Source organism: Phyllobacterium sp. 0TCS1.6A (assembly GCF_026420825.1).
Taxonomy (GTDB): Bacteria; Pseudomonadota; Alphaproteobacteria; order Rhizobiales; family Rhizobiaceae; genus Phyllobacterium.
Map to the genome: position 1 here is coordinate 676,699 of NZ_JAPMAB010000001.1, position 21,241 is coordinate 697,939.

Consider the following 21,241-nt stretch of genomic DNA (forward strand, 5'->3'; position numbering starts at 1 on the left):
CATGAAACGAATACTGGTGGTTGGCGCAGGTTTTAGTGGCGCCGTAATTGCAAGACAGTTAGCCGAACAGAACTACGCGGTCGACGTTATAGAGTCGCGCGCGCATGTCGCGGGGAATTGTTATACGGAAACAGATCGGCGAACAGGAATTACAGTTCACCGCCATGGGCCACATATTTTTCACACAGATGATCAACATGTGTGGGAGTACGTCCAGAAGTTCGGTTCTTTTCAGCCCTATACCTGCCAGGTAAAAGCCACGACTGGCAACAGGGTCTACAGCCTGCCCATCAATCTACTGACCATAAACCAGTTTTTTGGACAGACATTCTCTCCTGCAGAGGCGGAGCGGTTCATCAAGTCAAAATCCGAGAACATTCCGGAAGTTGTTTCCTTTGAGGACCAGGCACTGAATTTCCTGGGGCGGGAACTGTATGAAGCCTTCTTCAAGGGCTATCCGATCAAGCAGTGGGGCATTCACCCCCGGGAACTGCCGGCATCAGTGTTGAAGCGACTTCCTGTGAGATTCGACTACAACGACAACTACTTCAATCACCGTTACCAGGGAATTCCTGAAACGGGATACACGGAGATAGTCGCGTCGATTTTACGCCATGCGAATATTTCAGTGACACTCGATCGCGCCTTCAGCCCAGGGGATAGAACGGAATACGATCACGTCTTCTATTCTGGAACGTTGGACAGTTGGTTTGGACATAAGCTCGGTCGTCTCGGCTATCGAACGCTTTCGTTTGAAGCGAGCCACCACAGCGGAGATTTTCAGGGGTGCGCAGTTATGAGTTACCCCGAAGAACAGGTGCCCTTTACCAGAATTACGGAACACAAACATTTTGCGCCATGGCAAAAGTTCGACGAAACCGTTGTGTTTCACGAGTACAGCAGCTTGAGCAAGCCAGGGGATACCCCATACTACCCGATACGACTTGTTAACGATAAAGCAATGTTGTCGGAGTACGTTGAACTGGCCAAGCGCGAAGATAACGTCACTTTTGTAGGTCGGTTGGGGACCTACAGATACCTCGACATGGACGTTACGATACGAGAGGCATTGGAATGCGCGGATCGGTTCTTGGAACTAAACAGATCGGATCGTCCAGTTCCTGCCTTCTTCCACCCGCCTCTGTGAGAATCTGGATTCATGTCTGAAAGATGCCTTCTGATCGGTGGTGCTGGATTTATTGGGAGAGCGTTAGCCGATGCTCTGGTCAGAGACGGAAAAAATGTCAGAATCTTCACGCGAAATGTTTCTCCGGATCTTCGCAGGAGCTTCAGTGGTTGGTCGACTGGCAAAGTAGAGTTGTTACAAGGTGACTTTCTAGTCACCGACGACCTGCGGCGGGCACTCGACGGGTGCGACTCGATAGTTCACCTGGTCACGACTACGCTGCCGGCAACCTCCAATGCAGACAAGGTATTGGACATAGAGACGAACTTGCTTGCTACGGTTCGCCTGTTGGAAGTGGCGAGATCGTACGGACCCAAAAGAATTGTGTTTCTTTCATCAGGTGGGACGGTCTACGGCAATCCGTTATATATTCCAATAGATGAGGTTCATCCGACGAACCCGCTATCGTCTTATGGAATAGGCAAACTTGCCATCGAGAAATATCTCAATCTCTATAGTCATCTTTACGGCTTCGATGCCGTTTCTCTCAGGCTATCCAATCCATATGGACCGGGACAGCGAGGCGATCGCCAACAAGGCGCCGTAGCCGTATTTCTGGAGCGGGCCTTGACGGGCAAGTCGATCGACATTTGGGGAGATGGAAAGGTAGTCCGTGACTATGTTTATATCGACGATGCGGTAAATGCCATTTGTACTGCTTTGCAATACAAAGGCACCCAGAATGTCTTTAACATAGGCTCGGGTGAAGGGCACGATCTGAACGAGATCATCAACGTTCTTGGAAGACTGTTGAATAGAAAATTGGCCGTATCCTACCATGACCCCCGGGCCGTGGACGTTAAAGCGAGCATACTCGATATCTCGTTAGCGCAAAAACATCTCGGCTGGACACCCAGGTTCACATTTGACGAAGGAATTGCCAGGTTCCTGCAATCGCGGGCGAAACAACTGGACTATCTTCTACCGGTGCGGCTCGCATTGGATGCCGAGCACACTGATGAATGATCGCTACCCGGCTGCTGCATTGTCTGAACGGACAGGCCTCCGCCGGCAGGATCACGAAGTCCTATAGCAGAAGCATCATCGGCGTTTTTTTTCGGTTATAAACATTCCATCGCAGGCAGCGTCGCCGGCATTGTCGATCACAAGTTCGTACCTCGCACCATGAAACACGGACGTGTCGAACTCGACCGAACTGTCATCGGTGGCTACACGGATTTGATGGCTGCTTTTGCCGTCGGAAAAAGAAACGAGGACACCGTTTGAGCCGGGGCAGGCGCCAGCGAGCTTGAAGGTCAGTACGCCTTGATAATTCCACGAAATGACGGTCGGAGATCGCGCTCCAGGGTGGGCAAAGATGATATTCGAGCGGGGTGAGTGTTCAAACTTGCCCCATACATCGCCCAGCCGCAGCTCCGAGCCCAGCAAGGCTGTCGTGATGCTCCCTTGATATTTCTCTGCCCATTCCGGGTATGAAGCGAAAAATTCTTTGAGCAACAGATCGACATCATCTTGCGAGAATGGCCTGGTTTTCTCATAGATATAAGCCTCAACACCTTCCAGGACATATGTCTGGGGGAGGCGCCTGTAGGCTTTGCCGATGCCGGTTCCATCCATGATCATTGAGGCGGGCAGGGTGATGACCAACTGTCCCGTGTCCCGATGAGTCTGGATCGGATTGGTGAGGACGACATATTTTGCCAGCAATGCGGGCGCCGAAATACCATCGATCCGATCGATTTGGGAAACCTGGGCAGCGAACGGAGCGAGCCTCTCCTTTGAGAGTGTCATGAGCATTGAATCATTCAATCGCTCGCTTGAGGCAAATATGGCATATCGAGACGAGCTGCTTTTTGTCAGGCGCAACAATTCGTTCGTCAGGGCTTGGTAAGCGTCGATATTTGCGACTTTGACCGGTGGCGCGGCAAAGGGAAGGATGTTCTTCAGGACAGATATGCCTGCCGCAGATGCAGCGAACGAGACCACGAAGACTGCGGCAATTGCCGTCCCCGCCAGCGCTGCCACAACCGACGCATATTTCCGATCAAACTGTGACCGTATGAATGCTATGCCGAACACGGCGAGATAGGTGAACCAAAACGCCACGGGCAGATAATGATGATCGGCGAATACCTGGACCGAGGTGAAGAGCCCATAGGTCAATAACAGATTCAGCCATCCGAGTATGATGAACGGTACCGCCCGTGGATTCTGCAATGCACAGCCTAAAGAGAGCAGCGACAGGCCGATTGAAAGGATGCCGAAACGCTCAAGCAGCATGCTCAGATGACGCAAGGCGGACACCTGATAGGCGCTGTTGGCCACCGTGTAATCAGTCGAGAGCGCCGTCATCATCGCATCGCGCTGAAACAGATACATCAAGAGCAGAGCGGCGGATCCTGCAATGAAGTAATTGACGACCGTGACCGCCAGAGCCTTGGTCCACGCAACCCGGGCCCGAAACACAGACAGGTAAAAGCTCAAAATTGGAGCCGTAAAGCACAGCGCAAGAACTGAATAGGCATACCAGCGCCGGAAGAGGAAGGGCAGCCATATGAGGATGCCCATGAGCAACGCTCGCTTCAAGTCAAGTCGCGTCCCCGTGTCGGGCTTGGCAGAATAGTATATCAACGCGCAAATGGGGATCAGGCCAATAACATCGGGGCCGCCGCGAACGATCGGGTCCCATATCGGCACATTCAAAACGATTGTGGCAAAGAGCAGCCAGGCGGGCAGTGTGGGCGTTGCGCTTTCACGACCAATTCGGTTCATGAGGTGAGCAAACAAGATGCTCAACGGCAAAAGGTAGGCCAAGCTGATCGCACTAATGTAAATCGTTCTGCCGCCGCCGGCCAGCAGATAGAGAGGGGCGATCGGTGCTACCGATGACGCATTGTACTCCGCTGTCATGACGCTGTGGGAGAGATAGGCGATGAACGGCCGGAAGCCCTTTTCGAGCAGGCCGCCGAGTGTATTAAACTCGACCCAATAACCTCGGGCATCCCAGGAGTAGACGTTGTGTTCGAGGCTGACGTAGAGCGCGCAAAAGATCGGGGCTGTCAGAGCGGCACACAGGATGGCCGAGGCGTATTGTTTGGAAATCATCTGGGTCAGAGGCTTCATACGGGAGTCCTTGCAATTCGTTGCGCCGCAAATACCCCAGGCCCCATCGCCAGCAGAGGCAAGAACCCCATCTTCGTCATCGCAAAGATAGCGATCAATGAAATCAATGTGGTTATTATCGCCACTATCAGGAAAAACTGGCCGAATTGTGCATCGATGTTCGCTATCTTGCGGATGATTAATTGCCACTGCATTTGACAGCTGATATCGAGCGGCTCAATAGAAAAGTTGTGGTGTTGCTATGATTTCGATTTCCGTGGTGATTCCTGTTTACTCTGGCGAGGCCTATCTGGAGCGTCTCGTTGACGCGGTTGCCGAGATCAGAGCCAAATGGATCGCGGATGACGCACCGTTCAAACTGCTCGAGCTGGTGTTCGTGGATGACGGAGCCAGGGACAATTCTCCATCCATCATTGATGCTCTCGGTTCCGGTCGGGAATGGGTCAAGCCCCATCATTTTTCCCGAAACTTTGGTCAACATCCCGCGACAATCGCGGGAATACTGAAAACCGAAGGTGATTGGGTCGTGACGATGGATGAAGACATGCAGCATCCTCCGGGCAGGATCGAGCAGATGCTGGCCAAAGCCGCCCTGACGCAAAGTGACGTTGTCTATGCCAATGTGTCGGAGGCAGTCCATGAAAGCGCTTCACGCGACCTCACGTCCCGCCTTTACAAGAAAACAATTCGATACTTGAGCGGCAATCAGAACGTGCATTTGTTCAACAGTTTCCGCCTGATCCGTGGCTCTGTCGCGAGAGCAGCGTCAGCGGCTTGCGGCCATAGCACCTACTTTGACATGGCCTTGTCATGGTACACGCAGCGCATCACGGCGGTGAATATGCCTCTTAAAGACGACCGCTACATCCAGACGGGCAAAAGCGGCTATAAGTTGAAAACGCTGCTCAGCCACGCCCGCAAGATGCTGATTACCGGGCAGATCAAAGCGCTGAGACTGGGAAGCCTGTTTGGAATTGGCGTCCTTGGCGTCAGCATTGTTGGAGCGGCTGCGGTTCTGGCCGAGAAGCTGTTCTATCCGGAGCGGGTGGCTGCGAGCGGATGGGCCTCGTTGGCCCTGCTGATCTTGTTTTTCAGTGGTGCCATCATTTTCCTCGTTGGCATCGCCCTGGAATACATTTCCGTCCTGGTTCTGCACGCCCACGGCAAGCCATTGTATTTCATAGTAGATCGCCGGGGTGACAAGGTATTGGCTGAATATTTCTCTTCCAGCGCGGCGCGAGAAGATCAGCCCACGTGAAGGTGATCGTCTCGATCGTCTTCGCGGTTATTGGCTCACACGGTGGCAGTTTTCATGAAACGGACAGCCGTGGCGCTGCGTCGGATGGCATTGTCGACTGCGACGGGAGCCCTGCCTCATTCTAGAGGCAAACCACCGTGTGTGGATCCGCTACGTTCAGATATCCTGATTCTGGCCATTTGGGAGCGGTTGCGCATTTTTCGACATCGGCATTTAACCAGCTGCGCGCGGCTGCCGGGAACCATGCTCAAGAGAGCGCCAATGACACCTCGTATCCGGCCTAGATCTGGCCCTGGCCGCCATCCACGAACAACTCGCTGCCGGTGACATAGCTGCTTTCGCTCGATGCGAGGAACAGGGCTGCAGCGGCGACCTCGGCGGGATCGCCGATACGGCCCAGCGGCGTAACCTGCCGCGCATAGTGTTGGAACGCCTCGAATTCTTCTTCGGTCTTGGATAATCCCCGCGCGCCCGGCGTTGCGATTGGACCACAAGCAAGGACGTTGACCCGGATCTGCCGCGGCGATAGTTCGATGATCCAGTTGCGCGCGAAGCTCCGGATGGCCGCCTTGCTGGCTGAGTACACGCTGAAAGCCGGCGCGCCCTTATGCGCTACGGTCGAGCCGGTCAGTATGACCGACGCGCCGTCGCTGAGTAGGGGGAGCGCTTTCTGCACCGTGAACAGCGTGCCCTTGACGTTGATCGCGAAGGTGCTGTCGAAATGCTCCTCGGTCATGCCGTCAAGAGCCCCACGCTCACCTCCACCCGCATTGGCGAAGAGCACATCGATCCGGCCAGCCTCTTCCCGAACGATGCGATAAAGCCGGTCGAGATCTGCGAGATTGGATATGTCTCCCTGCACGCCGCGCGCGTCGCCGCCGATCTCGGCAACGGCCGCGTCCAGTTCGGCCTGCCTCCGTCCCGTCAGAAACACCCGTGCGCCTTCGCGTGCAAACTGTTTGGCGGCAGCCAGACCGATTCCGCTGTTGGCGCCTGTCACCACCGCGACTTTACCGGCGAGTTTATCCATCTTCGTCTCCTGTGATTATCCAGGCGCCTATATGGGACAAGACTTTCAAAAAGGGTAGAACGCACTAATTTGTAAGTATCAATTTTCCTCCACGGGGTGCTTTGAGGTAGCGCGCGTAGCTCCGCGACTGGAAAACACGATCGTTCTCTGCTAGTCGTCCTATCTCTACATACCTTTTAGTAAGTGTTCGAAAGGACGTAAGCAAATGCCGGCTGCACCCTACGCATGTGGAATTGACGGCGTCGTAGACCTGATCGGGGGGAAGTGGAAAATAGTGATACTCCACCGTTTGACTTCGACCGATGGTCGTTTGCGCTTCAGCGAACTGCGGAAGCAGGTCGGCAAGGTCAGCGAAAAGATGCTCAGCCAGCAGATCAAGGAGATGGTGGCGGACGGCCTGGTGAGGAGAATTGATTACAAGGTGGTTCCGCCTCACGTTGCCTATGAGTTGACCGCCTTTGGCAAAGACCTTTGCTCTGCGCTTTATCCGATTTGCGACTGGGGCGAGCGCAACCTTGGCGAACTCACGGCAATCTCCCGCGCGCGGCAGGACCGGCAAGCATGATCGATGATCGAGCAAGATGGGTCAGCTGGCTTCGACGATATCGGAAGCCTGTTCGATCTCGCTCCATGAGCAGATGAAGGCGCCGCATCGGGCGCAATGAACCGGGGATTCCTGGCTCTCCTCAATTGGAATGAGATCATAGCGGAAACTGCACTCCGGGCACTCAAGCGGAGTCTGCAGTGGGTACAACTCGATTGACATTCGGGGACATTGAAACTGTACCCGTGATCCGAGCGTGACATAAATCTCTCAGGTCGGCCCTCTCAGCCATGACCGCTTCGCATTCCCACGTCGATCGTGAGGCGGTCAGACCGGCATGTTGGCTGGCAGGCCATGCGCCTGAGCGCATGGCCTGAAGCCCTTATGCTACCACTTCACGCGCAGGCCGATATTGCCCTCGATGACCTCGCGGTTGCCGCCATCCACGTCGAAAGTGTAATCGGCGACGGCATAGGCGCTCAACGTCTCGTTGAAATTGTGCACAATGCCCGCGCCGAGTTCGACCGCCGTGGTTTCGCCCCTCGTGGTGATCGCATCGCCGCCAAAGCGCACGCTGTCTTCCGTCTCGAACACGTGCCAGAGATTTGCCTTCAGATAGGGCTCCAGCACGCCGCCGGATACTTCGTAGCGTCCCTGCAGTCGCGCGCCGATCCGGCCCGTCCAGCCATCGTCCGTATCGAAACCGATGGTGGAGAACGCGTCTTCCGTATCATCGAGCGAGATGTGCTGGTAGATGATCTGCGCCTGTGGCTCCAGCGTCCAGTTCTGGCCGAGGGCGAAGGGATAGCCCGTCTCCAGCGACAAGGTAACGCCGCTGCCGTCGAGATCGATGCCGATCGCCCGGTCCGAACGGGCCGTGCCGTCGAACCAGCTTCCCATCGCAACGGCATCGACATACCAGTTCTGCGGGCCGATATGGGTCCAGTAGGCACCGACGCTATGCGTGTCGGACTCGATCTTGCCGGTCTTCAGATTGTTCCATCCGAGCGCCTGGCCGCGAATATCGGCGTCGAGCGAGGCATAGGCGTAAAACAGCCCCAGCGTATCCTTGTGTCCGCCGTCGCTCTCGCGGCGCAGGATGTCCAGTCCGAGCTGGGCGCCCCAGATCGTGCCGTCAATATTGGGCGATACCGTGCCGCCCCAGCTCTGTTCGACGCTTTCGCCGAAGACGCGCGCCCATGCGGCGGATGCGAGCTCGCCTGGCCTCAGCACGTCCTGTGCGCCGCGCCGTTCATGGAAGGTGCTCAATGTCGCCAGCTGCGTTTCACGCAAGGCGGGGATCGCCGCCGAATAGGTCGGCACCTCCACGCGGTAGAGCGGAACGATGTCGCCTTCCACAGGCGTCGCTCCCTCCGTCGGCGGGACGACGCCCGGTCCCGGGACCGGCGCCGGCGTGGTCGGTATGGCTGGCGTAGCCGGTGGCGGCGTCGCTGCCTCGGCCTCTGCGGGATCGGGTGGCGCGACAGGTGGCGTATCCGTGGGCAGCGCCGGCACGTTCTCGTCGGGTGACGGCGGCGGCGGTGCGGGGGATGGCGGCGGTGCGGACGGCTCGGGCTCTTCCGGCTCGACTCCCGTGCCCGGGTCGGTCGGTGCCGGTGCGGGTGTCGTCGAGCCATTGATGAGCGTGGAGCGCAGGTACCAGTTCTCGGCGCTGCCGCCGCTGACACCGCCCTTGAACAGGTAATATTCGTATGCGCCGGCTGCCACGGCATTGCTGAGGGCAAAGGTGCCAGACCCGGTGTTTGCTCCGTTCAGCGCCTGGACGAGCATGATGCCGTCGGCCGTCGTCGCGGCGCCCGCCCCACCATCGTTCTGGACGCTGATGCCCGTCGTTCCGCCGGCGCTGCCGCCATCGATGACCAGCCTGTCGGAGGCCGAGCTGTCGTCGCCGAGGACCGTGTCGAGGAACAGCAGGCCGCCATTACCGGTATAATTGCCGGCTATGCGGAAGGTGTCGCCCGTGCCGGTGCCATTGGTCAGGTCGATGCGTCCTGCATTGGTGACATTGGCGAGTTGTCCGGCCACGGCCGACACGACCGCGGAATTGGTGCCGCCACCGAAAAGCGTGCTGGTGGAATCGACGCTGAGGCCGCCCGTGCCAGTGCCGGCATCGCCAAGCGTCAGCGTGCCGTCGAAGGTCAATTCCGTGTCGTTGGTAGCGGCGATCGATTCCCAGTTCTGGAACCGGGCGACGCCGGAAGTGGATACATTCGAGAGCGTGAGGCTGTCGGTGCCTTCTCCGCCAGTAAATTGCGGGCTGGCGCCGAGATTGGCCGCCGTCAGATTGGAGAATATCGCAGTGTCGTTGTCGGGCCCAAGATCGACGGAGCCATAAACGATGCCGCCACTGTCCCAGCGGAACGTATCGCTGCCGAAGCTCATCAGCACATTGCCGCCGACGCTGCCGCCCGTGATCGTGACGCTGTCGGTGCCGCCGCTGACGCTGATATTGCCGCCAATGACGCCATCCGAAAGGATGATCGTGTCATTGCCGAAGCCGGTAACGAGATTGCGGTCGATCGTGCCGCCGGACATGTCGAAAATATTGTCGTCGAGCTTCATGTTGACGCGGCCGATGCGCCCACCGGTCATCTTGGCGCGATCGCCATCGTCGAAGGCGTCGATGATGTGCCCGCCGGACATGAAGAAGTCGTCGAGAGCGTCGCCCTGGTTGAGCGAGCCGATCGTCCCGCCGACCATCTGGAAATTATCGATGCCGCCGCCTTGCTGCAGATTGCCGGTCAGCGTGCCGCCATTGATTTGGGCGAGATCATTTCCATCTCCCTGATCGACCGCGCCGGTAACCGTGCCGTTGTTCAGGATGAAGGTGTCATCGTCGTCGCCGAGATTTATGGCGCCCGTGAGGTTGGCATTGACAACCACGGTCTGCTTGCCGGTCTGCCCGGTGATGGTGGCTGGTCCGCCCGCTGGACCTGTGAGCGTGCCGTCGAGCTGCAGCGTCGTCGCATTGCCCATCACCACTGCGGCGGTATTGAGCACGCCGCTGCTCGCCATGACGAGCGTCCCCTCATTGAGCCGGGTGTTCCCCGCGATATTCGTATTGCCGCTCAGCGTCAGCGTGCCCGCGCCGGTCTTTTCGATCGCGCCGCCACCGGCGATCGTCCCGGCATAGGTGCCATTGTCGGGCTGGGCGAAGCGCACGAGCCCGTCATTTGTGACTGTCGGCGGCAGGCTTTGAGCGCGCGCCTCAAGCGTTCCGGCGGGCTGGACCAGAATCTGGCCCGTATAATTCGTGTTGTCGCCAGTGAGCACCAGCGTGCCCTCCCGGACGTCGGAAACCGTGACGCCAGTGATCGTGCCGCTGAGCGTCCACGTGCCGGGGTCGTTCTTGATAAGCGATTCGAAACCGACGAAATTGCCGGGCAGGGTCGCTTGCCCGCCGCCACTCAGGTATATCTGGTCATTGCCCGCGCCGCCGCTGAAATTACCGGTCACGCTCGATCCGGTATACAGGCGCAGAATGTCATTGCCCCCGGCGAGACTGATGCTGCCTCTGATCGCGCCCCTGTTGGTGAAATCGAGAGCACCGCTGCCGGAGCCGCCAATCACGGTGTTCGTGGTGCCATTGCCAGCCTCGATGATGCCGGTTTCGTTGTTGACGACGGTATTCAGGCCGCTGGTGTTCTGCGACCAGATGGCCACGGAATTGTTGGCGTCGATAAGACCATTATTGGTAACGGTGTTGCCGGTACCCTGAAAATTGATCGCCTCTGCGCTGCCCTGTGTTCCAAGCGCCAGCACCTGGCCGCCTTGATCGACAGTCAGATTTCCATTGTTGCGAAACTCGACGGTATTGCCACCGGTACCGAAGTTGCCGCCAGTCGTGGTCGCTTGGGCGCTGACCACGGCCGTATTTGCAACCGTGACATTGGCACCGTCACGCAAGCTGATCGCATTGGCGTTGCCAACCGCGATCTGACTGCCGGCACCGACGTTGACTGTCCGATTGTCAGCGGCAGCGACATTGCCTTCGCCGACGGTGGTCGTCCAGGGGTTCTGACCTGCCGTGTCGCACGTCGTCACCCCGCCCAATGTGGTGCAAGCGGCGAACGAGGGGTCGACAAGCCCAAGTGGCGTGAGCACGATTGCCGTAGTGGCAAGCAACCGGGCCGTTCTCGTTCTTGATATATTCAGCACTGCAATGTCCCCGTATCGCTATGTTACGCTCAAGGAACTCGCGACAGCACCGCAGCCGCCCGTGTGGGACGTGAAGCCATGTGTCGATCGTCGCCCCGGACTTGCGTATTGAAAAGTAAACGCAAATCACCCGCAATAAGCCACAACCTACAGTTTCACGGCAACCAAGATTGCCCAATTTTTGACGCAATGTCGGAACTTTAGGCAGCTAGAGTGACCTCAATGCAACATAGGGCGTTGTTCTGCTCACAGATAGCAAGAACTGTGCGCTTGCAGCGCAAGAGCACTGTCGGGCGGGCCATCGATCGGCCGGGCAACCTGAATTTTTGCCGGCACGACATTCAATGTTCAATCCAATGTTTTAGATATTGAACGTGCACGCCGTGAACCGGGCGGAGACCTGAAACAGATTCCGGTCAGGGACTGCCGGTAACATTGGATCGGATGAAGGAGTGCTTGTGGTGAAGGTAAAGGCGAATAAAGCGGCATTCGAGATGCCCGACGCAGAACCGGTCCACGAATGGTCTGGCCTCCGGGACAGAGATACTCCATCAGTATGGATCGCAACGCCGGACCGGAATTTCGGCTGCGCCGGACGGTCTCGGATCATCAATGAAATATTCGACGATGGTCCTCATACGCAAGTCGTGTGGCAGCCGGACATCTATCATGAGGCAGCCAAGGTCTTCAACTTGCGCAAACATGCACGGGTCATTGACCTTGGCTGTGGCAATGCGATGAAGCTCAAATCATGTTTTGAGAACATTGCCGCAGAGGTAGTTGCCGTTGATTTCAAAGCGTCACTTGGCTCAGCAAAAGCCAATTTTCCTGAAGCGACGCTCGTGGATTGCGATCTGACGGATTGGGACGAAACGAGACGTACGGCAGCAAACCTTTCAGGAAGCCAGCCGGCTACTATAATTTGCAGCGATGTTATCGAACATTTGCCGGATCCTCGTCCACTTCTGGCATTGGCGCGATCGCTTCTGGCCGGAAACCCGGAAAGCAGGATATTCTTCTCAACGCCGGACAGGCACAGGCTCGCCTATGAGGTTCGAGATGACTACCCGTCGAACCGCTCGCATGTTCGCGAATGGACACTGGCCGAACTGTGCGATCTTTTGGCGGCGTGTGGCTTCGAGAATATACGTGCTGGCCATATCAGGCCCAACAAATTCGATTCAAGCCTGTCGACCAGCTTCGTCGAATGCGGTTTCAATCGCGGGAAATATGGCGAGTTCCTGTCTCGGATCGGCATTCCAGCGGGCCTGGCCACGAAAACGCTGCTTGTCACGACGGAATTTCCAGGCTTGAACAAGGCGGGCGGCATAGGGACGGTTGTCGTCAACCAGCACAAATTGAATCCGCATTCCGCAGTCTTGCTCGCGGATACTCACATTAACGAGTCAAACGGCTCGGTGCTCACCCTGAACGCGTTGCTTGCCCAGGAGAGCCTGGAGTCGAGACCGATAGAGGACAACGTCCTCAAGTTCGTCGAACAGTTGCTCTTCTTTTTGCCGGACCTCGAAACCGTCGAGTACCAGGACTATGGTGGAATAGGCTTCCGTGTGGCGCAAGCGAAGCACAGCGGCATGTTTCCAGGCTCACTCAAGACTGTGGTCCATTGCCACGGCAATCTTTTCTACGTCGAGAATGCCAGCGAACACTGGTTCGACATTGATCTGCAACCAATAGCGGAAAAAGAAAAAGTGGCGATCGAGCGATCGGACGAAGTCGTCTTTCCGACGAATTTTCTTCGCACGCTTTATGAATACAACGGGATGGCAATGCGAGATGAAGCGATCTCCATTGTGCCTTATCCCTATGATGGCGCGTTGGTTGGTGCTGTCGAATATGAGACGATCGACACAATCGTGTTCGTGGGCAAGCGCACTCGCATGAAGGGCTTCGACCTGTTCTGCGATGCGTTCACACCCGAAGTCTGCCAGTCGCTTCGGAAGAGGGGGGTGACTCGAATTGTGCTAATCGGGCCGCGGATCGATCCTGAGGATCCATTCGATAGATCCGAGATCGGCGCTCATTTCGATGTGGAGGAATATGCCGATTTCGGCCATGAGCAGTTGCTGGCGTTCATTCGAGGCAATAGATCGCACTGCCTCTTCGTACAACCTTGCCGTGCCGACAACTTTCCTCTGGCCGTCTACGACGTTGTGTCTTCGGGAGGCACATTGATAGCGGCATCGGCAGGCGGGATACCGGAGATATTCCAGGCGAAAGAGTGGGATAAATGCTTATTCAACACAACGCCAACCGCTCTGTCGTCAAGAATGCTGGAAGCCCTGGATTGGTCCGCCAACGACCGCGCACGGCTCAATGCGAGCCTCATCGGCAATCTGCGATCCAACAATGAGGTCGCAAGATCCTTCATTCGAAAGGATCATGGGTCGAAAGAGAAAAGCAAGGATCTATCGGTAACTGTACTCATCCCGTTCTACAATACGTTTCTCGGCTATGTTGAAGAGCTGTTCTGGGCGTTGAACGAACAATCCCACACGCCGAATGAGGTCATTATAGTCGATGACGCATCGGAGAGTAGCAACGTCGAAGCCCTCAAGGAACTCGCTGGCAACGCACTTCGCGTTCCATTTCGGATCGTCAGCCATCAAACCAATCTGGGCTTGGCCGGCGCCCGAAATACCGGCTTGGCCGAGTGCAAGACTGACGTCCTGATCAATATCGATTCGGACGACATTCCGCTTACAAACTGGGTGAAAAACATCGTACGAGCGTTTGCTCGCGATGATAAAACGGTCGTAGCGGTCCCATATTTGCAGGCCTTCGAAGACGGCGATACCTTCAATTCATGGGGAGAGGGCGCTGGCATATATGTCTACCGTCCGATCGGGGAAGGCTATGTCATTTCGCAGACCGACAATCACCTCGGTCATGCCAATGGCGGCGTTAGGGTGGACTCGGCGAAGCAGTTGGGTGGATGGGATCAAAGCAGCAAGGCAAAGTGGGAAGATTGGACATTTTACCTCAGGGTAATCGCCAGCGGCGGGCGCATCGCAGTTATTCCGCGTGTCGATTGCCTGTACCGAGTGCGACCAAATTCGATGGTCAGAACCTATGGCGATTGGCCCGGGTACAAACGGGTCGCCGCCGCAAGCGATGTGCTTCCACGGTTTGAATCCATTCAATTGCAGCGCCAGCTCTGGCTGCAGGCGGAGAAGGCCAGGCGGCTGTCTGCCATGGAGCATGAACGGGCATTGCTGCTACACGACAAGGCCCTGCTGGAGCATGATCGGGCTCTGGTGGTACAGGACAGGGATCAAATTGCGCTTCAATTGCAGGCCCTGCGCTCCAGAAAGGTGGTCCGGCTCGTCGACGCTGCGTCTCGGCGCATGTCGCGGTATCCTCGTCTCCATCACGCGACCGCGCGCCTGATCAGTTTTGCATGGCGATTCGGAGGCCGGCTCCGCGCCTGGAGGAAATAATCGACTGCTGCGAAGCGTGTATTTTCGCCCCGGGTTCAGGCGCGCTTCCGGCGGGCAGGGCGCGCGGTGCCGTTCAGCGCCACCGCGGCGCGGATGAGATCGATCAGCGCATCGTGGTTGATCGGCTCGCCCTCGCGAATATCGATCGCCCGCCGCGTATTGCCCTCAAGGCTCGAATTGAACAGGCCGGCGGGGTCGGGCAGCGAAGCACCCCTGGCGAAGGTCATCTTGACGACGCTCTTATAGGTCTCGCCCGTGCAGATGATGCCCGAATGCGACCATACGGGCACGCCGCGCCACTTCACTTCCTCGATGATGCCGGGATCGGCCTTTTGCATGAGCTGCCGGATCAGGGCGAGGGTCTCGCCGCGCCAATCGCCGAGTTCCCGGATCCTGGCGTCGATCAGTTGCGAGGCGGATGCTCCCCCGGCGCCATCATCGGCCGTGCTGGTTGTCATGATCTGATCGCCTCCCTCGAGCTGATGCAACGTCGCGCTCATCGGCAATCGCCGCTGAATCGCTGCCGGCATCATAGCCCCATATCATAGCCCCATGCGGCGTCAAATCCATATGCTTCGCCGGCAGGCAGGGCGCAGAATGGCCCATGCACCGAGAATGGCGGCTCTGGTCTGGATAGGGGATCGGAAGGTGCAACGCGTCCGGTTCGCGCGAGGCAGATGGCTCGCAGCGTGGTATTCCAGCCTTGCCCGGATGCGCCGCCAGCCTTGCCCGGATGGGCCTGCCAGCATTGGCCCGGATCGGCCGCGAACTATCGCGACGAGCGCTTGCCGGCCTTCTTGCTGGCCTTCGGAGCCTTGGCTTCGGCCAGGTCCGTCTTTATTTCCTGTTCCAGCCGAAGCAGGCGAAGCCGCTCGGTATTGGCTTCCCGCCGCCGCACTTCCTCGGCGATAATCTCATTGGCGATTTTCGTCGTCTGGGCGTAGCGTTCTTCGGAACTGGTGTTCTTTCTCTGCGCTATGACAGGGGCATTTAGCTTTTTCACGATAATTGTCCCTTAATTGAAAAAGGCCGGGTTCGACCCCGACCTTCGCATCAGCTGCTTTTTCTGCCAGTACATCCGTGGTCAGGCCGAGCCGCTGTAAGCGGATCAAGCCGCCTGTAGATTGTCGGCAGAATTCCGGCCGGACTTCTTGTCCTGCACGATGTCGAACGTGATCTGCTGACCATCCGTAAGAGTGCGCAGGCCAGCGCGCTCAACAGCGGAAACATGGACGAAAACGTCAGCTCCACCATTTTCGAGCTGGATGAAGCCGAAGCCCTTGGTTGTATTGTACCACTTTACGATACCACGATTCATAGCAATTACCTTTCAAATCGCATGGATAATCATACGGCAATGAGAATTTCCCAAATGCCATCAAGTCGATTTTGGAAGGAAAGATTATTACAACTGCCAGTAGGAGCGGCAAAAATAGTTCAATGACAAGATCGATATTTTCTTTTTATAGAAGGAATGTGCCAAGAACAAGGCTTATTATTTCTTTCGGACCGATGGCCGCGCGCCGCGGCCTGCACGCTGAGGGTGCATCCGGTGGCGGCGTGGCGTCAGAACACGTCGCGGGAAAGAAACTCGCGGCGGCGCGATTGGGCTAATCTTGCGGCAAAAAGGGAACTTGCACATTGCCGACAGCCACCGATCCATTGCTGCAGCCATTCCAGCTCAAGCACTTGACCCTGAAAAACAGGATCATGTCCACCAGCCATGAGCCGGCCTATTCCGAGGACGGCATGCCGAAGGAGCGCTACCGGCTCTACCACCGCGAAAAGGCGAAGGGCGGCATCGCCCTCACCATGACTGCGGGCTCGGCGGTTGTGTCGCGGGAATCGCCGCCGGCCTTCGGCAATCTCCATGCCTATCGCGACGAGATCGTGCCATGGCTGCGCGAACTGGCCGATGATTGCCATGAACAGGGCGCCGCGGTCATGATCCAGCTCACCCATCTCGGACGCCGGACGAGCTGGAACAAGGCGGATTGGCTGCCGGTCGTCTCTGCGTCGCCCATTCGCGAGCCGGCGCATCGCGCCTTTCCGAAGGAAGCGGAGGATTGGGATATCGAGCGCATCATCGCCGATTATGCCGCCGCCGCGCAGCGCATGCAGGCGGCCGGCCTCGACGGCATCGAGTTCGAAGCCTATGGGCATCTGATGGACGGCTTCTGGTCGCCAGCCACCAACCGGCGCGAGGACGAATATGGCGGTTCGCTCGACAATCGCCTGCGCTTCACCTGGATGGTGATCGACAGCGTCAGGAAGGCCGTCGGGCCGGATTTCATCGTCGGCATCCGCATGGTGGCCGATGAGGACTGGGAGCTTGGCCTCAGCCGGGAGGAGGGCGTCGAGATCGCCCGGCGCCTCGCCGCCTCGGGCAAGTTCGACTTCCTCAACGTCATTCGCGGCCATATCGATACGGATGCGGCGCTGAACGAGGTCATCCCGATCCAGGGCATGCGGTCCTCGCCGCATCTCGATTTTGCCGGTGAAGTACGCCAGCTGATGAAGTTTCCGGTGTTTCACGCCGCGCGCATCGCCGATGTCGCCACCGCCCGCCATGCGGTCGCGGAGGGCAAGCTGGATATGGTCGGCATGACCCGCGCCCATATCGCCGATCCGCATATCGTGCGCAAGATCATGGCCGGCGAGGAGCATCGCATAAGGCCCTGCGTCGGCGCTACCTATTGCCTGGACCGCATCTACGAGGGCGGCGAGGCGCTGTGCATCCACAATGCGGCGACTGGGCGCGAACTGACCATGCCGCATGTCATCGCCAAAGCCTTGCGTCCGCGCAATGTGGTGGTCGTCGGCGCCGGGCCGGCGGGGCTGGAAGCCGCACGCGTCGCGGCGGAGGCCGGGCATGGCGTCAGCGTGCTCGAGGCGGCGGATCAGGCCGGCGGGCAGGTACAGCTTGCGGCGAAGAACCCGCGCCGCAAGGAGATGATCGGCATCGTCGATTGGCGGCTCGACGAATTGGCGCGGCTGGGCGTCGGCATCCGTTACAATGTCTGGGCCGAGGCGAATGACGTACTCGAAATGTCGCCGGACATCGTGGTGGTCGCGACGGGCGGCATGCCGCAAAATCCGCGCCTCGAGGCCGGCGATGCCCTGGTCACGTCGAGTTGGGACATCATGGCGGGAGCGGTGAAGCCGGGCGAAACAGTCCTGCTCTACGATGATAATGGCGGGCATCAGGGCATGGGCGCCGCGGAAATGATCGCCGAGGGCGGCTCGAAGCTGGAGCTTGTCAGCCCGGAGCGGTTCTTCGCTCCCGAAATGGGCGGAATGAACCACGTTCCCTATATGCGGGCGTTTCATCGCAGGAATGTGCGGATCACCATCAATACGCGGCTCGTCGCCGTCAGCCGGAGCGGAAATCAGTTATTGGCGGTGCTGGGCTCGGATTACGCCCCGGATCACCGGGAAGAACGGCTGGTCGATCAGGTGGTGGTCGAGCATGGCACCTTGCCCATCGACGAGCTCTATGCCGAGTTGAAGCCGCTATCGAGCAATCGCGGCGCCATCGATTACGGCGCGCTTGTCAATGGCGGGGATATATTTCCCGTGCGCGGCGAAGGTGGCTTCCAGCTGCTGCGCATCGGCGATGCGGTGCATTCGCGCAATATCCACGCGGCGATCTATGATGGGCTGCGCTACGCCATGCGGTTCTGAGAGCGGCCCCAAAGGCCGCTCTCGTTCCATGTGCAATGCTTATTGAACCTCGGCCTTCACCTTTTCGGCGACATCGGCGCTGACCCATTTCGTCCAGATATCCTCGTGGTTCTTGAGGAAATATTTGGCTCCGTCTTCGCCGGTGGCCTGATTTTCGGTCATCCAGGCAAGCAGCTGGTTGACGGTCTTGTTGTCCCAGGAGCGCGCCTTGAGATAGTCCATGACAGGACCGGCTTCGTCGGCGAATTTCTTGGTGACGACGGTGTTGACCTCGGCGATTTCCCAGTCGTTCTTCTTCGGATCGGGGCAATCGGCGACGGTGTTGCAGCGCTTCCACTCCGCCGCATCGAACTGCGCGCCATGATCGAGCTTGACCATCGCGTATTTGCCGAGCAGCGCCGTCGGCTCCCAGTAATAGCCGAGCCAGCCTTCCTTGCGCTCATAGGCCTTGGCCAGCGAGCCATCGAGACCGGCAGCCGAGCCGGTGTCGACCAGCGTGAATCCCTGCTTCTGCGCGTCATAGGCCTTGAAGAATTGCGTAGTCGCGACAGTGCCGCCCCAGCCGGGAGGTCCGTTGAAGACAGCGCCCTTGGACGAATCCTCCGGCGCCGGGAACAGTTCCGGATGTTTCAGCGCGTCGTCGATGGTCTTGATGTCGGGATGGGCATCGGCGAGGTATTTCGGTATCCACCAACCCTGGATGCCGCCATCCGACAAGGATTTGGACGCGTAGACGAGCTTGCCGTCGGCAACCGCCTTGTCCATGATGTCGCGCATGAAATCCACCCAGCCCTCAGGGGCGATGTCGGGCTGTCCTTTTTCGGTCATGGAGGTGAGGGTGGGGATCGTGTCTCCCTGAATGACTTCGGCACTGCAGCCATAGCCGGCATTGAGGATGATCTTGTCCAGATTGGCGAGAACGTCGGCCGATTGCCAGTTCATGCTGGCGATGGTGACATCGCCGCATTCCGCCGCCTGTGCGCCTCCAGCGGCTCCGAGCAGTGCAACTGCCATGACACCGCTCAATAATACTGCCTTCATGAATTTACCCCTTGTTCTTATGTCGAATCGGATCGGAGAATCATGGCCGTCTTCGCTCTCCGGACACTATGGCCAGCGGCCGGTCCTCTTGGCGAACGATCATCGAAGATGTGGACCATGGGGAAAAGGATAGAGTGGCGGGCCAGTGGCGAAAAGCCCGAATGCGGCAAGTCATGTGCTGTGTGCGACATCGGCCGACATCGCCTTGCCGGCGGTTGCCATGGATCAGACGCGGCCCCGTAATCCTTTCCCGCAATCCGCGCTTGTAATCCGTTTGGCCATCAGCAGAATGTTCTTTTCGCATACTGGCCAGGAGGAGGTTCCATGCTCGACAGGCGCAAGTTCTACATCAATGGCGAATGGGTCGATCCGCTGCAGCCGAACGATCTCGAAGTCATCAATCCGGCGACGGAGGAGCCCATTGCGGTCATCTCCATGGGAACGGCCGGCGATGTCGACAGGGCGGTCGCCGCGGCAAGGCAGGCCTTCCGTTCCTATAGCCGGACCTCGGTGGAAGAGAGGCTGGCGCTGCTCGAAAAACTGCTGGCGGTCTACAAGCGCCGCTATGACGAGGTGGCGCGCACCCTGACCCGGGAACTCGGCGCCCCGATCAGCATGAGCACCGAACAGCAGGCCGATGTCGGCGTCGGGCACCTATCGGGCTTCATCGACGGGCTGAAGACGCTGCACATGCGCGAGGAACTGGCCAATGGCGATATCGTCGTGCGCGAGCCGATCGGCGTCTGCGGGCTGATCACGCCGTGGAACTGGCCGATCAACCAGATCGCGCTGAAAGTCGTGCCGGCGCTGGCCACCGGCTCGACATGCGTGTTGAAACCCAGCGAATTCACGCCGCTGAATGCGTTGCTCTACGCGGAAATGATCGACGAGGCGGGCTTTCCGGCCGGAACGTTCAATCTTGTCAATGGCGACGGCCCGACCGTCGGCGCAGCGCTGTCGAAACACCGGGATGTCGACATGATGTCCTTCACCGGTTCGACGCGGGCCGGCATTACCGTCAGCAAGGATGCGGCCGACACGGTCAAGCGGGTGACGCTGGAACTCGGCGGCAAGTCGCCCAACATCGTCTTCGACGACGCGGATCTCGGCGAGCGCATCCCTGCCAGCGTCGCCGAATGCTTCAACAATAGCGGCCAGTCCTGCGATGCGCCGACCCGCATGCTCGTGCAGAGGGGCGTCTATGACAAGGTGGTGGAGCTTGCCCGTGCGGCCGGCGCCAAGGCCCGCGTCGGCAATCCGGAGGAGGAGGGCGATCATATCGGGCCTCTCGTCAGCGACGTGCAGTTCGGCCGCGTGCAGAGCCTCATCAAGGCGGGCATCGACGAAGGCGCCCGCGTGCTCGTCGGCGGAGCCGGCAAGCCGGAAGGTTTCGAGACCGGCTATTTCGTCAAGCCGACAATATTCGCTGACGTCACCAACGACATGCGCATCGCGCGCGAGGAGGTTTTCGGGCCGGTGCTGGCACTGATTCCCTTCGATAGCGAGGAGGAGGCCGTCGAGATTGCCAATGATACGCCCTATGGCCTTGCGGCCTATGTGCAGACCGGCGATCCGGAGCGGGCCGAACGGGTGGCGTCGCGGCTGAAGGCCGGCATGGTGCATATCAATGGTGGCCCGCATCGCTATGGCAGCCCGTTCGGCGGCTACAAGCAATCCGGCAATGGCCGCGAAGGCGGCGTATTCGGGCTCGAGGATTTCCTCGAGATCAAGACGATCCACAGACCGTGATCACGGCATTGCGCTTTGGTCGGCTGCC

14 protein-coding genes and 1 pseudogene are annotated in these 21,241 nt (G+C 58.3%); 7 read left to right on the forward strand and 8 right to left on the reverse strand.

The window, feature by feature from the left end; all coding sequences use genetic code 11:
* Position 1: 1 nt before the first annotated feature.
* Both glf and OSJ75_RS03325 read left to right on the forward strand, forming a co-directional pair.
* The gene (glf, locus tag OSJ75_RS03320) at positions 2-1,147 is read left to right on the forward strand and encodes a UDP-galactopyranose mutase (RefSeq protein ID WP_323748391.1); all 1,146 of its coding nucleotides are present in this window, start codon (positions 2-4) and stop codon (positions 1,145-1,147) included.
* A 12-nt stretch (positions 1,148-1,159) separates the two neighbouring features.
* Positions 1,160-2,152 carry an NAD-dependent epimerase/dehydratase family protein gene (locus tag OSJ75_RS03325; RefSeq protein WP_267226923.1) on the forward strand — a complete coding sequence of 331 codons (993 nt, stop codon included), beginning with the start codon at positions 1,160-1,162 and terminating at the stop codon, positions 2,150-2,152.
* Between the two features lie 75 nt (positions 2,153-2,227).
* On the opposite strand, the gene OSJ75_RS03330 is transcribed toward OSJ75_RS03325, so the two are convergent.
* The gene (locus OSJ75_RS03330) at positions 2,228-4,270 is read right to left on the reverse strand and encodes a hypothetical protein (RefSeq protein WP_267226924.1); all 2,043 of its coding nucleotides are present in this window, start codon (positions 4,268-4,270) and stop codon (positions 2,228-2,230) included.
* Positions 4,271-4,511: 241 nt separating this feature from the next.
* Here OSJ75_RS03330 and OSJ75_RS03335 point away from each other — a divergent pair, with 241 nt between their 5' ends.
* Entirely contained in the window at positions 4,512-5,528 is a 1,017-nt protein-coding gene (locus OSJ75_RS03335; protein ID WP_267226925.1) for a glycosyltransferase, read from the forward strand.
* 280 nt (positions 5,529-5,808) lie between these two features.
* Here the strand turns inward: OSJ75_RS03335 and OSJ75_RS03340 are convergent, their stop codons facing one another.
* Positions 5,809-6,558, reverse strand: a complete 750-nt coding sequence (locus tag OSJ75_RS03340; RefSeq protein ID WP_250014100.1) for an SDR family NAD(P)-dependent oxidoreductase — start codon at positions 6,556-6,558, stop codon at positions 5,809-5,811.
* 205 nt (positions 6,559-6,763) lie between these two features.
* On the opposite strand from OSJ75_RS03340, the gene OSJ75_RS03345 reads away from it, so the two are divergent.
* The gene (locus OSJ75_RS03345; protein ID WP_250014102.1) at positions 6,764-7,123 is read left to right on the forward strand and encodes a winged helix-turn-helix transcriptional regulator; all 360 of its coding nucleotides are present in this window, start codon (positions 6,764-6,766) and stop codon (positions 7,121-7,123) included.
* A gap of 366 nt (positions 7,124-7,489) precedes the next feature.
* Here the strand turns inward: OSJ75_RS03345 and OSJ75_RS03350 are convergent, their stop codons facing one another.
* Both OSJ75_RS03350 and OSJ75_RS22905 read right to left on the reverse strand, forming a co-directional pair.
* On the reverse strand, positions 7,490-10,225 hold the full coding sequence (locus OSJ75_RS03350) for an autotransporter outer membrane beta-barrel domain-containing protein (protein WP_416362515.1): 2,736 nt from the start codon (positions 10,223-10,225) through the stop codon (positions 7,490-7,492).
* 111 nt (positions 10,226-10,336) lie between these two features.
* Positions 10,337-11,281 (reverse strand): annotated as a pseudogene (locus OSJ75_RS22905) (autotransporter outer membrane beta-barrel domain-containing protein); the annotation flags it as partial.
* 458 nt (positions 11,282-11,739) lie between these two features.
* Here OSJ75_RS22905 and OSJ75_RS03355 point away from each other — a divergent pair.
* On the forward strand, positions 11,740-14,739 hold the full coding sequence (locus OSJ75_RS03355) for a glycosyltransferase (RefSeq protein WP_267226927.1): 3,000 nt from the start codon (positions 11,740-11,742) through the stop codon (positions 14,737-14,739).
* Positions 14,740-14,774: 35 nt separating this feature from the next.
* Here the strand turns inward: OSJ75_RS03355 and OSJ75_RS03360 are convergent, their stop codons facing one another.
* The 3 genes from OSJ75_RS03360 to OSJ75_RS03370 all read right to left on the reverse strand — a co-directional run bounded on the left by OSJ75_RS03360 (position 14,775) and on the right by OSJ75_RS03370 (position 16,057).
* Entirely contained in the window at positions 14,775-15,197 is a 423-nt protein-coding gene (locus tag OSJ75_RS03360; RefSeq protein WP_267226928.1) for a DUF1801 domain-containing protein, read from the reverse strand.
* 311 nt (positions 15,198-15,508) lie between these two features.
* Complete coding sequence (locus tag OSJ75_RS03365; RefSeq protein WP_267226929.1) at positions 15,509-15,742, reverse strand: hypothetical protein; 234 nt, start codon at positions 15,740-15,742, stop codon at positions 15,509-15,511.
* A 105-nt stretch (positions 15,743-15,847) separates the two neighbouring features.
* A complete protein-coding gene (locus tag OSJ75_RS03370) occupies positions 15,848-16,057 on the reverse strand; it encodes a cold-shock protein (protein ID WP_250014114.1) in 210 nt (69 codons plus the stop codon).
* A 323-nt stretch (positions 16,058-16,380) separates the two neighbouring features.
* Here OSJ75_RS03370 and OSJ75_RS03375 point away from each other — a divergent pair, with 323 nt between their 5' ends.
* The gene (locus tag OSJ75_RS03375; RefSeq protein WP_267226930.1) at positions 16,381-18,423 is read left to right on the forward strand and encodes an NADH:flavin oxidoreductase; all 2,043 of its coding nucleotides are present in this window, start codon (positions 16,381-16,383) and stop codon (positions 18,421-18,423) included.
* A 39-nt stretch (positions 18,424-18,462) separates the two neighbouring features.
* Here the strand turns inward: OSJ75_RS03375 and OSJ75_RS03380 are convergent, their stop codons facing one another.
* Entirely contained in the window at positions 18,463-19,464 is a 1,002-nt protein-coding gene (locus OSJ75_RS03380; protein ID WP_250014119.1) for an ABC transporter substrate-binding protein, read from the reverse strand.
* 324 nt (positions 19,465-19,788) lie between these two features.
* On the opposite strand from OSJ75_RS03380, the gene OSJ75_RS03385 reads away from it, so the two are divergent.
* A complete protein-coding gene (locus tag OSJ75_RS03385; RefSeq protein ID WP_267226931.1) occupies positions 19,789-21,213 on the forward strand; it encodes an aldehyde dehydrogenase family protein in 1,425 nt (474 codons plus the stop codon).
* The last annotated feature ends 28 nt before the right edge of the window (positions 21,214-21,241 follow it).

Excerpts from the sequence above, each read along its gene's own strand:
- OSJ75_RS03380 (WP_250014119.1), bottom strand. The coding sequence starts at position 19,464 with ATGAAGGCAGTATTATTGAGCGGTGTCATGGCAGTTGCACTGCTCGGA.
- OSJ75_RS03360 (WP_267226928.1), bottom strand. The coding sequence starts at position 15,197 with ATGACAACCAGCACGGCCGATGATGGCGCCGGGGGAGCATCCGCCTCG.
- OSJ75_RS03325 (WP_267226923.1), top strand. The coding sequence starts at position 1,160 with ATGTCTGAAAGATGCCTTCTGATCGGTGGTGCTGGATTTATTGGGAGA.
- OSJ75_RS03370 (WP_250014114.1), bottom strand. The coding sequence starts at position 16,057 with ATGAATCGTGGTATCGTAAAGTGGTACAATACAACCAAGGGCTTCGGC.
- OSJ75_RS03340 (WP_250014100.1), bottom strand. The coding sequence starts at position 6,558 with ATGGATAAACTCGCCGGTAAAGTCGCGGTGGTGACAGGCGCCAACAGC.
- OSJ75_RS03335 (WP_267226925.1), top strand. The coding sequence starts at position 4,512 with ATGATTTCGATTTCCGTGGTGATTCCTGTTTACTCTGGCGAGGCCTAT.
- OSJ75_RS03345 (WP_250014102.1), top strand. The coding sequence starts at position 6,764 with ATGCCGGCTGCACCCTACGCATGTGGAATTGACGGCGTCGTAGACCTG.
- OSJ75_RS03385 (WP_267226931.1), top strand. The coding sequence starts at position 19,789 with ATGCTCGACAGGCGCAAGTTCTACATCAATGGCGAATGGGTCGATCCG.
- OSJ75_RS03330 (WP_267226924.1), bottom strand. The coding sequence starts at position 4,270 with ATGAAGCCTCTGACCCAGATGATTTCCAAACAATACGCCTCGGCCATC.
- glf (WP_323748391.1), top strand. The coding sequence starts at position 2 with ATGAAACGAATACTGGTGGTTGGCGCAGGTTTTAGTGGCGCCGTAATT.